At 28.4% G+C, this 14,002-nt stretch carries 13 protein-coding genes; 6 read left to right on the forward strand and 7 right to left on the reverse strand.

What is annotated here, in order from left to right; genetic code table 11:
* Nucleotides 1-239 precede the first annotated feature (239 nt).
* A complete protein-coding gene (locus CURI_RS07635) occupies nt 240-1,265 on the reverse strand; it encodes a 3-deoxy-7-phosphoheptulonate synthase (protein WP_014967671.1) in 1,026 nt (341 codons plus the stop codon).
* 207 nt (nt 1,266-1,472) lie between these two features.
* Between CURI_RS07635 and CURI_RS07640 the strand changes: the two genes are divergently transcribed.
* Nucleotides 1,473-1,763: a hypothetical protein gene (locus CURI_RS07640; protein WP_014967672.1), complete on the forward strand. Its 291-nt coding sequence runs from the start codon at nt 1,473-1,475 to the stop codon at nt 1,761-1,763.
* Nucleotides 1,764-2,135: 372 nt separating this feature from the next.
* A complete protein-coding gene (locus CURI_RS07645; protein ID WP_014967673.1) occupies nt 2,136-2,789 on the forward strand; it encodes a CatB-related O-acetyltransferase in 654 nt (217 codons plus the stop codon).
* 434 nt (nt 2,790-3,223) lie between these two features.
* Here the strand turns inward: CURI_RS07645 and CURI_RS07650 are convergent, their stop codons facing one another.
* Nucleotides 3,224-4,204 (reverse strand): tyrosine recombinase XerC, encoded by a 981-nt coding sequence (locus CURI_RS07650; protein WP_014967674.1) that lies wholly within the window; start codon nt 4,202-4,204, stop codon nt 3,224-3,226.
* A 780-nt stretch (nt 4,205-4,984) separates the two neighbouring features.
* Between CURI_RS07650 and CURI_RS07655 the strand changes: the two genes are divergently transcribed.
* From CURI_RS07655 to CURI_RS07665, 3 genes are all read left to right on the forward strand, one after another.
* Nucleotides 4,985-5,569, forward strand: a complete 585-nt coding sequence (locus CURI_RS07655; protein ID WP_014967675.1) for a C40 family peptidase — start codon at nt 4,985-4,987, stop codon at nt 5,567-5,569.
* Between the two features lie 484 nt (nt 5,570-6,053).
* Nucleotides 6,054-6,935 (forward strand): 50S ribosomal protein L11 methyltransferase, encoded by an 882-nt coding sequence (locus CURI_RS07660; protein WP_014967676.1) that lies wholly within the window; start codon nt 6,054-6,056, stop codon nt 6,933-6,935.
* 66 nt (nt 6,936-7,001) lie between these two features.
* Nucleotides 7,002-7,694 carry a 5'-methylthioadenosine/adenosylhomocysteine nucleosidase gene (locus tag CURI_RS07665; RefSeq protein WP_014967677.1) on the forward strand — a complete coding sequence of 231 codons (693 nt, stop codon included), beginning with the start codon at nt 7,002-7,004 and terminating at the stop codon, nt 7,692-7,694.
* A 145-nt stretch (nt 7,695-7,839) separates the two neighbouring features.
* Here CURI_RS07665 and CURI_RS07670 read toward each other — a convergent pair whose 3' ends face one another.
* Both CURI_RS07670 and nagZ read right to left on the reverse strand, forming a co-directional pair.
* On the reverse strand, nt 7,840-8,274 hold the full coding sequence (locus tag CURI_RS07670; RefSeq protein WP_014967678.1) for an S-ribosylhomocysteine lyase: 435 nt from the start codon (nt 8,272-8,274) through the stop codon (nt 7,840-7,842).
* Nucleotides 8,275-8,401: 127 nt separating this feature from the next.
* Nucleotides 8,402-9,622: a beta-N-acetylhexosaminidase gene (nagZ, locus tag CURI_RS07675; protein WP_014967679.1), complete on the reverse strand. Its 1,221-nt coding sequence runs from the start codon at nt 9,620-9,622 to the stop codon at nt 8,402-8,404.
* Between the two features lie 151 nt (nt 9,623-9,773).
* Between nagZ and CURI_RS07680 the strand changes: the two genes are divergently transcribed.
* Nucleotides 9,774-10,922, forward strand: a complete 1,149-nt coding sequence (locus CURI_RS07680) for a DEAD/DEAH box helicase (RefSeq protein WP_014967680.1) — start codon at nt 9,774-9,776, stop codon at nt 10,920-10,922.
* Between the two features lie 85 nt (nt 10,923-11,007).
* On the opposite strand, the gene CURI_RS07685 is transcribed toward CURI_RS07680, so the two are convergent.
* The 3 genes from CURI_RS07685 to CURI_RS07695 are packed head-to-tail and all read right to left on the reverse strand — an operon-like array spanning nt 11,008 to nt 13,467.
* Complete coding sequence (locus CURI_RS07685) at nt 11,008-12,198, reverse strand: pyridoxal phosphate-dependent aminotransferase (RefSeq protein WP_014967681.1); 1,191 nt, start codon at nt 12,196-12,198, stop codon at nt 11,008-11,010.
* Between the two features lie 17 nt (nt 12,199-12,215).
* On the reverse strand, nt 12,216-12,599 hold the full coding sequence (locus CURI_RS07690; protein ID WP_014967682.1) for a PadR family transcriptional regulator: 384 nt from the start codon (nt 12,597-12,599) through the stop codon (nt 12,216-12,218).
* A gap of 31 nt (nt 12,600-12,630) precedes the next feature.
* Nucleotides 12,631-13,467: a PHP domain-containing protein gene (locus tag CURI_RS07695; RefSeq protein ID WP_041702024.1), complete on the reverse strand. Its 837-nt coding sequence runs from the start codon at nt 13,465-13,467 to the stop codon at nt 12,631-12,633.
* Nucleotides 13,468-14,002: the final 535 nt, after the last annotated feature.

Consider the following 14,002-nt stretch of genomic DNA (forward strand, 5'->3'; position numbering starts at 1 on the left):
AAACACTTGTTCGATTTTAATTTTTTAAATTCATTGACATCAGCTTATACTTTTATTATAATTGATATAAATACGAACATAGGTTCTGAAAATTTCATTCGTATTTATAGTTTTATAAATAAAGGATATAACATGTTATATATGTTATATATACACATCCCCTTTACATCCCCGAAACAACAAAAGAAGATCAATTTAATAATTGGTCTTCTTTTGTTGTGAAATTTATAAATTTTTCACTATAATTTTTCAGCTATGTCATATATTAATTTTTCTGTTTTTTCCCATCCTAGACAAGGGTCTGTTATAGATTTACCATAAACGTCCGGAGAGTCTTGTCTTCCATCAACTAAATAGCTTTCTATCATAAGTCCTTTTACTAATTTATTTAACGCTGGAGAGTGAAGTTTACTATGAATAACTTCGCTAGCTATTCTAGTTTGTTCATCGAATTTTTTCATTGAATTAGAATGATTTGTATCAATTATAATTGCAGGATTTATGTAACCTCTTTTCTCATATTCCTCAGCAACTAGTGCTAGATTTTCATAGTGATAATTTGGTATGCAATCACCATGTTGATTAACTGCACCACGAAGAATAGCATGAGCTAGTAGGTTTCCAGACGTCTCAACTTCGTATCCATTATATATGAAATTATGAGATATTTGTGCCGCTTTTATAGAGTTAAACATTACACTTATATCTCCACTAGTTGGATTCTTCATACCAGCAGGAATATCCATGCCACTTACAGTTAGTCTATGTTGTTGATTTTCTACAGACCTAGCTCCAATTGCTACATAACTTAAAAGATCAGCAACATAAGGATAATTCTCTGGATAAAGCATTTCATCAGCAGAAGTAAGACCAGATTCTTTTATTGCTCTTATATGAATTTTTCTTATAGATTTTATACCTTCTGTTACATTAGGTTTTTCATTAGGATCAGGCTGATGCATCATTCCTTTATAACCCTCTCCTGTGGTTCTAGGCTTATTCGTATATATCCTTGGTATCATTAATATCTTATCTTTTACCTTATCTTGAACTAGTGATAATTTATTTACATATTCACAAACTGAGTCCTCGAAATCAGCGGAGCAAGGGCCTATTACAAGTATAAATTTGTTGCTTTTTCCCTCAAAAACCTCTCTTATTTCCTTATCTCTTTTAGATTTTATATCTACTAGTGATTTTTCTAAAGGTATAGCATTTATTATTTCTTCAGGACTTGGTATTTTATTTATATATTTAAAACTCATATTTGCAATTCCTCCATTTCTAAATAATTGTACTTAGAATATATAATAACATAATTTATGATAGTTTTCAGAAAATTTTGAAATTATAGTATGAATTTAATAGCTACGAAATCTATCTAGTATAAAAGTAGTTGAATAGATTGAAATTATTTGATAAATTATATATATTGTGATTTAAACTAAATTAAAGAGAGGAGAGCTATTATAGTGGTTAATACTGATATTTTATTAGAATACATGTTAAATTTTAGAGTTGAATGTCACCATAGACTTGATATGATGCCGGGTGATGTAACAGATCTTCCAATATTCATATATGAAGGAGCGCAAAAAGCTTCTAGGGAACAAACTATAGCTGAATTCAATCTTTCTGAAGAAGAGGGGAAGATACTAGATAAAGTTGGAGAGTTCTTTCTAACAACTATAAAAGAAAGAGATCATTATGGAGAAGCGGATGATCTTACTGTAGAGGCTATAAAATCAGGTACGTTTTTTTAAGATTCAAAGATAACTAGAAATTAAATGATTAATTAAGAGTACTATTGTTTTTAAGTACTCTTAATTAATCATCGTTGCTTTACATAATATTTTTATAGACGCCTTTATGTTAAAATTTATTCAGTGTATACTTTCGTTAAAATGAATACTTTACTTGATTTTTTTATATAGTATCTTAATAATCTATAAGTCAAAACTTAAAAGTCAAAAGCATGATGAAGTTGCCAAAATACATAATATAAGATATAATTTTTTATAGGAGGCCGATTTAAATGTATAAAAGATTAAAAAAGTTTAAAAATGTGGCTGTTTAATATTATTCTTAAATAATTTTTAGTGTTAAAATTTTATTTAGGAATGAGGTATTTGATTATGTTAGAAAATCCTTTTAAGCATTGGACTGAAATGCAATATCTGAAAGACAAGGTGAAAAATCCGCTTATTGAAGTTGGAGATTATTCTTATTATTCTGGTTACTATGCAGGTGGAGAGTTTGAAGATATCTGTGTTCGATATATTTGGGGCGATGAAAAATCTCAAAAGATGTATAATCCAATAGAAGACTATGGATGGGTTTTAGATAAGATAAAGATAGGAAAATACTGTTGTTTTGCTAGTGGAGTTGTATTTATGATGGGTGGAAATCATAACCATAATCCGAATTGGATTACAGTATATCCTTTTAAAGAAAAATTTCTTGAATCCTATAAACCAAAGGGTGACACAATTATAGGAAATGACGTATGGATTGGATCTGAAGCTATGATTATGCCAGGAATAAAAGTTGGTGATGGTGCAATTATTGCCTCGAGATCAGTCGTTACAAAAGATGTTGAATCATATACAATTGTAGGTGGTAATCCTGCTAGATTTATCAAAAAAAGATTTGAAGAATCTGATATTGAGCTTCTGTTAGAAATGAAATGGTGGGAATGGCCAGAAGAAGATATTAAAAGTGCAATTGACTTATTGTCAAGTTCTGATATCGATGGATTATATCAATTTTATAAAAATAACATTAAGTAATATTCAACAGATTAAGGTAATAAAAAAGAGTCCTAATTAGGGCTCTTTTTTATTTGAATAAATTTCTGTTTTTTATTCGCTTAACTTAACAGTTAAAGTATCATACCTAGTTTTATAAATATTTATCCTAATTAGCCACTAAGGTTGAATTATATATATTATTAGAAATTAGAGATAGGGAAGTAGAACTAGATATCATAATTTTCACATGTAAACTAATACGAACTGTAGGTATAAACGCAGAAGGAAAGATAATAGGTGGGACTACTAAATTCTTTTTAATATCAATAGAGGGAAAACTCACTGTAAGAAAGTCTATGGTCTTACTATAGAAACTGTAAAATCAGGTAAGTTAGAGAGGTTTTAAAAATTAATTAAGAATACTGTAAAATCCTATTATTATTTCACGAAAGTGCTCTTAATTAATTTCATATTTACATAATGTTTTTATGGTTAATTAATTTTCTGATAAAGGATTGCTTTTTAACAGCTTTTCTGAGAACTTCATCATCTACGTGAGTATATATTTGTGTAGTAGATACATTTTCATGTCCTAATATTTGCTGCAAAGCTCTTATATCTACATTTCCATGCTTATACATTAAAGTAGCAGCAGTATGTCTTAACTTATGGGGTGAAAACTTACTTTTATCAAGTCCTATTTTCTCTATATATTTTTTAACTGCATACTGTACTGTTTGTGTACTGATTCTATTTTTTCTTTTGCTAATAAACAATGCTTTTTCATCTCTTAAGTTTTCATTTGGTCTAACTTGAATGTATTTATTAAGAGCATTTATGCAAGCATCATTCAAGTATACAGTTCTTTCCTTATTACCTTTACCTATTACAGTTAAAGTGTCACCTCTAATTTTATCTATATCTATGCTAACTAATTCAGAAAGACGAAGCCCACAGTTCAAGAATAGAGTCATAATAGCATAATCTCTTTCTTTAAACTCTCCATCTATAGAGTCTAAAAAATCCTTTGCTTCATCTAATCTTAGATATATTGGATGTCTATAGTCTATTTTTGGTGATTCTAAATTTTGAGCTGGATTTTCATCTATTAATTTTACTGTACCATTTAAATATTTAAAAAAAGATTTTAAGCTTGCAACTTTTCTAGCCTTAGCATGGTTTCCGTTATCCATCTCTCTATCTACAAAAGATATAAAGGCATGAAGGTCTTGGATATTAACTTTTTTCAAAATGTCTATATCTATATCTGTAATATCAATTTCTTGAAAGGGAATATCCCTTTTTACTAACCTATATCTAATCTTTAAGAATCTTAAAAATGTTCTTAGATCATAGTGATATTCTTTTACAGTATTTTCAGACTTGCCTCTAATAGTATCTATATAGTTTAAGAAATCTTCAAGTACAAGGGGTAGTTCATACATATCTATCATTTACAATCATCCTTTCTATACTATTACTCTATTTTTATGCTCTAATTAAACAAAATATACATTTTGTTTAATTAGATTTCTATATTTATGTCCTAATTTCCTCTTTTTTAAGCCAAAATTATTTTCTGTTTAATCTCTTCAAAAAAATAAGCTCTAGTTTTAACTATATATGGCTTGTTTTTATTAATACATATAAATACATGATTCGCATATTAAAACTTAAATACAGTACATTTATAGCGATTTGAATCGACATTCCATTATGTATCTACAATGTCTAAATGAAATCATTATCTAATTATGTATATTTAACATGCAATTAGACTCGATCTGATATTTTCAGTACCAATACTCCTTTATTTTCCCAAGCGAAAAAATGTTTCTCATTTACATTTATTTCTTATATCACTTTAGAGAATACTGTCGTTTTTTAATTAAACTCTTCCCCTCTATTCCCTATCCTTTTTTCAGGTTTTATTGCCTGTAATTTTATTATGTTAACTTACATTCATAATGCTGCTATCTCAAATCATTTTATGATTTAAGTTACATGTTTTTTAAAGTCTAATAACTATAATATACTTTTACATATTCATATATAGCCTTATCCCACTTTATTGTGAATACGATGTTTTTCTGAAATCACTTTTTATCATTTTGTAATAATTATTATATCTTTGTTTCTTTTTTGTAACAATTCTATTGAATTTTTTTTAACCTTCTGTTATAATTATAAACAATAACTTTTTACAAATATTAATACCTTAGGAGGTAAACAATTTGATTAATGTTAATTTTAAAAATACTAAAGACAATAAAGTAAAATCATATAAAAAAGTATTAGGGCTTTCGATGGCTTGTATATCTATAGTGGCTTGCTCTGTAATTAGTGGTACATCGTCATATGCTACTACTAATGAACCTATGGAACAACAAGAAATAGTACAACCTGTTCAAGAGGAAGAAACTCCACTTGGATTTAAAGTTCAAGAAGAAGCTCTTAAGTATATAAATGTTCCTTATGTAAATGGAGGAATCAGTCCAAATGGATTTGATTGTTCAGGATTTACTAAGTATGTATTAAACAACGTAGGAGTTGATATTCCTAGAATTGCTAAGGATCAGGCTATTATGGACAAGCTTGCTTCTCATAAAGACAAGGTAGTTGTAGTTAATAAAGAAGATATTCAAGCCGGTGATCTAGTATTTTTCGAAAATACACCGGGACTAGTAGGACATGTTGGTATTGCTTTAGATGATAATAAGTACATACATGCTAGTTATTCTAAAAAGAAAATCGTAATTACTAGTAGAAGTGACTATTACTTCTCTAACAATTTTGTTAAAGCTGTAAGAGTTAATTAATTTTATAATGAATACAATATAAAAAGTAAAAGTTAAGTATTTGTAATACATACTTAACTTTTACTTTTTAATATAATTTATCATAATTATATTATGTTAACTATGATAAATCAATCCATAGTAAAATTAAATTCATATATCCTATTATGCTAAAATAAGTTTTATCTTTTTATAGCAAAGATGTTTCTTATCACTATACTATTGTCCATATAGAGTTCCAATTATCTCATCTGTACTAGTGCTTTTTAATTCTTTGATATTATTTTTTGGTTCTATCTCCCCTATGTGATATTCTCGTTATTACCAGTAATTAGATAAACAATTGAAATCTATAATTTTTTCCTTGTACGTTTCTTTACATAGTTGAGTAGTGTATAATATTTAAATGTAGTATAAAAATTGATCATGGTAATATTTAATCGTGTATATAAATTATGAAATAATTTAGCTTTCGAATCTAATAACTTATGTTAGGAGTGTTTTCATGTACGAAATATCGATCAAATGTCCTCTAAGTATAGTGGATGATAATATAGAAAAACTTCAGATCAATGAAATATATAATGTATATTATAATTCACCTATAGTTATAGTTACCGATGAATACGGATATGACTACAAAGAAAAAAGTGGTGAGCTAGTAGATTTAGTCATAGTAGTTGATTCTGACGATAAAGATTTAGTTGATTCTCAGGTTATTTTAATAAAGGATATCTTAGACTTGAATATAGATGAGTTAAAAGTAAAAAAGTCTGATCCTATAGATTTTGAACCTAAAATTGAAGCTATAGATTTAAATAATGGCTGGATAATAGGCCACCCTAACGATTGTAAGAATGAAGATAATAATAACAAAATTAATTTTGTACACAAAGGAGCTTTTGGAAGCGGTCTTCATGAAACTACTCAGGATTGCCTAAGATATATATTAAAAGAAGACTTTTCAAATAAAACGGTCTTAGATATTGGTACAGGTTCAGGAATACTCTCTATAGCTGCCTCTATTAAAGGGGCATCAAAGGTAACTTCAATTGATATAAGAGATGTAAGAGATGAAATTGAATTTAATGCAAGTCTCAATGATTTAAATAATATAGAGATTATAGTAGGAGATGTTATAGAAGAAGATATTAAAATTGATAACATTTACGATTATGTGTTTATAAATATAGGTGGTCAGGAAACTCAATCTATGATGGAATTTATAGATTCTAAGCTTAGTAAAAACGGTAAGCTATTAGTATCTGGGCTGGTTTCTTGGAGTTTTGATAAAGTTATAAGTTTTATTGAGTCTCACGGATATAAACTTAATGATCATTGTACTTCTAATGAATGGTGCACTGCTTGGGTTATTAAAAATAGTTAGTTCTTTCATTCTATATCTGTTATAATTAAAAATAGCTTTTACAATAACTTTTATGGAGGAATTAATATGAGCATAGGAATTATAGTTGCCATGAATGAAGAATTAGAAGTAATTCTTAGAGAAATGCAAAAAGAAAAAACAGAAGTTCGTGCTAACATGGAGTTTCATGTTGGAGATCTTTTAGGTAAAAAAATTGTTGCTGTAGTTTGTGGAATAGGTAAAGTGAACTCGGCAATATGTACTCAAGTACTAATATCAGAATATGGAGTTTCAAAAATTGTTAATATAGGTATTGCTGGAGGTATAGGCAAAGATATTGTTCCAGGAGACATCGTAATTGGGGATAGCCTAGTTCAACATGATATGGATGCTACTGCTTTTGGAGATAAAGTTGGTCAAATTCCTAGATTAGATACTTTTGATTTCAAATCGGATAAATTATTAGTAGATTTAGCTAAAGGAGTATGTGAATCTATAACAGAGCATAAGTCATACATAGGTAGAATAGCAACTGGTGATCAGTTTGTTGCTGATGTTGAAAAAATAAAATGGTTATCAGAAGAATTTAATGCTCTTGCTTGTGAAATGGAAGGAGGAAGTATAGCTCATACTTGTTATTTAAACAATATACCTTTCATAGTTATACGTTCCATTTCCGACAATGCAAATACAGGAGCTCATATGGATTTTGAAAAATTTAAATATATTGCTGTTGAGAATTCTAGTAATATACTAAAAAATATGATTTCTAATATGTAACAAAAGGGTAGATTATAAATAAATTCTATAATCTACCCTTTTTAGTATTTTTACAAACTATATAATTATGAATAATTATTACAATCGTTGTATAAATGTATCATGTTTTCCCGGCTTTATAATTTATGTTGTGAATAATTATTCCTTATATGTTTTTTACAAAGCTTTCTGCATATTCAATAGCTTCTTCTAACGAATGCTCTTTATAGTTACCACATTGTATTTCATTTGCTGCTGGTATCTCTTTAGTCTCTAATACTTTCTTTAAAGAATTTACTAGTGGTACTTTTATGTCATTCTCACTTTTATCTCCCCATGTAGTTAGATAAAATCCTGTTCTACATCCCATAGGTGAAAGATCTATTATATCTTCTCCTAATGCTTCTTCTCTTAAATATACTGCTAATAGATGCTCTAGTGTATGTATTCCTGACATATTCATACCACCTTTGTTTGGTTGAATGAATCTTAAATCAAACTTTGATACTACATCACCTTTTGGTCCATTATAGAGTGCAGCTTTTCTTATATAAGGTGCTACTACTTTAGTATGATCTAATTCAAAACTTTCTACTTTCATTTTAAATTCTCCCCTTATTTATTATTTTAATATACTTAGTCTATATCTATTTAATATACTAAACTATTTGCATTTTTTGTACAAGATATATTTACTAATTTATTAGTAGATACTATCATCTATACCTCTACCTTACTTCTTTAAGGGTATTATTTAATTCATTGTTTATATCTTTAATTCTATTTACGTCACTCAATGTATTATTGTTGTTTAAATTATACTTGTCTTTAACCTTAAGAATCCTATATACACTCTCATTAACCCTTTCCTCAGATATATTTCCATCATGTACAGCTTTCCTTAAATTGTCTACAACTTTTACCACTGTTTCATATCCATGTCCAATTAGTACTATATCACTACCTGATTGTATAGACTTTATCGATGCATCTTCGATACTATAGTTTTCCACTATAGCTCCCATTACCATATCATCAGTTATAACTACCCCTTTAAATCCTAGATCTCCTCTAAGTATATCACTAATTATAGTTTTAGACATTGTCGCTGGATTTTCACTATCTACTTTAGTTAATAATATATGTCCTACCATTAACATATCTATATTATTTTCTATAGCTCTCTTGAAAGGAACTAATTCAAAATTATTAAGCCTCTCATAGTCATGATCAATCTTAGGTAGACCTACATGTGAATCTACCACTGTATCTCCATGCCCCGGAAAATGCTTAACTACTGGTATTATATTTTGAGAATTTATCCCCTTTATAACTTCTGTACTTATATTACTCACTACGTTTTCATCCTTCCCAAAAGCTCTATCACCAATTACAGTATTTTTAGCATTACTATATATGTCTAGGACAGGAGCAAAATCTAAGTTAAGTCCTAAATAGCTTACTTGTTTTCCTAGAATACTCCCTATCTTAAAAGCAAAGTCTTTATCATTAGTACTACCAATCTCTCTACCTGTCGGAGTAACTATAAACTCTTCAGGAATTCTAGAAACCTTTCCTCCCTCTTGATCAATACCTAAAAACAAAGGAACCGGATTTTTAGAATTTTCATTTTTTAGAGAATTCATAAGCTTTATAGTCTGTTCCGAATCTACTATATTTCTTTTAAATAGTATTATACCTCCTACCTTATACTTATTTATTAATTCTTTTGATTTTTCACTTATCACTGTGTCATCAATACCTACAAAAATTAATTGTCCTATTTTTTCTTCAAGAGTCATTTTCTTAATCGATTCTTCTATTGGATCAACTTTTTTAGATTCTACTTTATTTTTAGGTTCCATAGAATCACCATTATTTTTGTAATTGCAACCTGAAGCCAAAACTAGTATAAATAATAATGTAATAAATATTTTTCTTCTAATCATTCACATGTCCTCCCACATATAGAGTTTCTTTAACTATCTTGACTAATAATTTTGCTCAAATATAGGCATAAATATACTATTAAGTTTCCCTTTATCCTATATAAGTTGTATAATTATATCATAATAGAATTTTGCTAAAAAGGAGAGAAATATGACAATTTCATTCGAAAAATTAAGTTTAAGTCAAAATTTAATAAATGGATTAAAAAAAGAAAGAATTAGTAAACCTACAGGTATTCAATCTAGAGCAATTCCTGTATCTTTAGATAAAAAGGATATAATTGCTCAGTCTGAAACTGGAAGTGGAAAAACTCTTGCTTATTTACTTCCTATCTTTGAAAAATTAGATACAACTAAGAAAGAAACACAATGCATAATACTAGTACCAACTCATGAACTAGCTATTCAAATAAACAATCAAATAAAAACTTTATCAAGTAACTCTCAAATGTCAGTTACTTCTACTGCTATAATTGGTACAGCTAATATAAAAAGACAAATAGAAAGTTTAAAAGAAAAGCCACATATTATTGTAGGATCTACCGGTAGAATATTGGAGTTGATAAAAAATAGAAAAATAGGTGCACATAATGTACGAACATTGGTACTAGATGAAGGTGATAGACTACTGGATGAAAAGAATGTTGACGGTGTAAGAAATGTTATAAAAACTATGCAGAAAAAACAGCTACAGATTATGCTATTTTCAGCAACTGTGAATGAACATGCTGTAAATATGGCAAAATCTTTAATGAAAGATCCAGAGATATTAATAGTTAAAGAGAAAACTATAGTCAATCCTGATATAGACCATATTTATATCACATGTGATCAAAGAGATAAAATTGTAATTCTAAGAAAATTAGTAGCGTCCATAAAACCTAAGAGAGCTATAGTTTTTATAAATAAAAGTGAAGAAATCGAAATTACTACTTTAAAACTTAGATATCATCACCTTAAAGCATATGGACTATATGGAGAATCTTCAAAGGAAGATCGTAAGAAAGCTATGGATATGTTTAGAAGTGGAAAAATACAATTACTGGTTGCTTCTGATTTAGCAGCTAGAGGACTAGATATAAAAGATGTTACTCATATATTCAATCTAGACTTGCCTCCAACATCGAAAGAATATGTTCATAGAGTAGGTAGAACTGCTAGAGCAGGTAAAAGTGGTACTGCGGTATCTATAATTACAAAAAAAGATATACCTATAATTAAGCGCTATGAAAGAGATTTAAATATAAAATTAAATCATAAGATAATATCCAAAGGTAAGTTATTAGACACTTCATATTAAAATCAACTAGGATTGTTCTTTTTTAAAAATCACTATAAACATTATTAGTATATATATAATGTCTATAGTGATTTTGTTTGTAGTTCTATTTAAGTACCTCTTCTATTCTATCTAGCCCTCTTTTTATATTATCCATAGAAGTTGCATAAGATAATCTAACGTAATTATCATCTCCAAATGCTATTCCTGGAACTACAGCTACTTTTGCCTCTTCTAATAGTAAGCTAGTAAAGTCTAAAGAGTCTTTGATGTCTCTTCCTTTTATAGTTTTTCCTTTAACCTGAGATATGTTTGCCATAACATAAAATGCCCCTTTAGGCTTTATGCAAGATAGATAATTTATAGAGTTTATCTTGTCTACCATATAGTTTCTTCTTGATTCAAAATGTTTTATCATTTCAGATATTATCGACTGATCTCCTGCCAAACCTTCCACACTTGCGTATTGAGATATAGAAGTAGGATTAGAAGTAGTATGACTTTGTAAATTAGTCATAACTTTTATTATTTCCTCGTGTGCTGCAGCATATCCTATTCTCCATCCTGTCATAGCATAAGCTTTAGACATACCATTTATAACTATAGTTAAATTCTTTATGTCTTCATTTAAAGATGCTATACTAACATGTTTTTCATTATCGTACACTAACTTCTCATATATTTCATCTGATATTATGAATATATTATGTTTTATAGCTATTTTAGCTATTTCTTGTAATTCAGCTTCACTATATACTGTTCCTGTTGGATTACTTGGACTATTTAATATTATAACTTTAGTGTTCTTAGTTATAACCTTCTCTAAATATTCAGGAGTATATTTAAATCCATTTTCTTCTTTAGTTTCTACTAAAACTGGTACTGCATCGCATATCGTTACAAACTCAGGATAACTCACCCAGTATGGAACAGGGATTATTACTTCATCCCCAGGATTAAGAATAGCATAAAGTGCGTTAAATATAGAGTGTTTACCACCACTCGATACCAATATATTAGATGGTTTATAGTCTAAGTCATTTTCTCTCTTTAGTTTATCACATATATTTGTCTTAAGCTCTGGTATTCCTGATGTTGCTGTATATCTAGTCTTTCCTTCTTTAATAGCTTTAATGCCAGCCTCTTGTATATTTACAGGAGTATCAAAGTCAGGTTCTCCTGCACCAAATCCTATTATGTCTATACCACTATTTCTCATTTCTTGTGCTTTAGCTGTTATTTCTAATGTAAGTGAAGGAGAAATGCTTAGAGCTTTTTTAGATAAGTTAAATTTCATTATATGAGCCTCCATTCTTAGATTTTAATTTTATAGATATCTGATAACGTATTTTTTATAATAGTCATAGAATCTTCAAAGTTAGCTTTATTCATTAATTTTATTTTTTTATAATGTTCATATCCACTATCTGTTATTCTATAGTATCTTATAGACCTTTTATCTGGTTCTTGCCACCATCCCAAAATATGTCCTTCTGACTCTAAATCTCTCAATAGAGGATATATCATGCCCGGACTAGGTTCCCATTTATTCTGTAACCTTATTTTTATCTCTTCTATTATTTCATTTCCATAATAGCTTTTTTCGGTTAATAAGTGAAGTATATATAATTTAACAAAAGAGGTCGTACTTAATTTAGTGGGAAACTGTCTACTTCTTTCATTCTTATAATTCGTCATATTATCACCTCTTTTTTATTCATATAATATTCTATAGCATTTTCTTATAAAAGTCAGCTTTTTGTTTTAGTAATTTTACTGATTTTAAGTTTATATAAAAATCTCCAAGAATAGGCTCTTCATTTTCTAAGTACCCATGGCAATCAGATCCCGCTGTTTCAATTAGGTTGAACTTTTTTGCTAATTCTCTTAATTTCTCTGTCTGCTCTAAAGTGTGTTTTGAGTGTATTACCTCCATTCCATCAATATTTTGTTGCAAAACATAGTCTAGTACCAACTTATTCTTCATTAGTCCTGGGTGTGCAACTATAGAAGCTCCCCCTATAGAGTGTATGAGATCTATAGCGTCTTCTATAGAGACTTTATATCTTTCGACATATGCTGGTTTTCCTTTTCCTAAATAAATATCAAATGCACCTTTTACAGTATCAACAATCCCTTTTTCTATAAGAACTCTAGCTATATGGGGTCTTCCCATAGTACCATTTTTTGATGCCTTTTTAACTTCTTCTAGAGTAATATCTATATCTAGTTTATTTAATTTTTCTATAATACTAGCATTACGATTTTCTCTAGCATCTTTTAAAGTTTTAGTAAACGTATTTAGTTTATTAGACTTATAATCTATAAAATATCCAAGTATATGCACTTCTTCATTTTGATATGTGCAACTTAACTCTATTCCAGGAACTACACATATACTATGTTCTTTCCCTTCTTCTATAGCCCTATCTATTCCATCTACAGTATCATGGTCTGTGATTGCGATAGTATGTAGTCCCTTTCTATACGCCCACTCAACAACCTCTTCCGGTGTAAGTATTCCATCTGAAGAAGTCGTATGTATATGTAAATCTGCTTTATCCATACTTTTATCTTTAATGAGAGAGTGTCTAACAAGTACCAAACTCTCACTAAAGTTCACCTCCTTTCATTTTGTACAACTTTATATGTATACCACATTAAACTTTAAAATCTATTATTAATATTATAATTATTGAATATAGTATTTATTTTTCATAATAGAGGGTTGCTATTAGCTCAATTCAGTTTTATGTTCCTGTCACCATTCATTAAAAGACTTTTCTCTATCTCCTTCTTGATAATTAAACTCATTCATTCACCCTCTAATAAATCATATTTAGTCTTTTGGTTATTCCTAGACAAGAATCTGTATTATTTAAATTAGACTTCATAAAAATCTTATTTTAAAAGCATTATCCTATATTATTTAACTATTTTTCATTTTATCCAACTATTCTCTTAATTTCTTGTTTTCATCTTTAAGTTCTTCCATTTCAACTATATGAATAATTAATTTATTCATATAGTTACTTTATTTTATCATCTTTAACTTTTTATGCAACAACTATATATTAGGAACATCTTTTTAATTACTATTA

Source organism: Gottschalkia acidurici 9a, from assembly GCF_000299355.1.
GTDB classification, from domain to species: Bacteria; Bacillota; Clostridia; order Tissierellales; family Gottschalkiaceae; genus Gottschalkia; species Gottschalkia acidurici.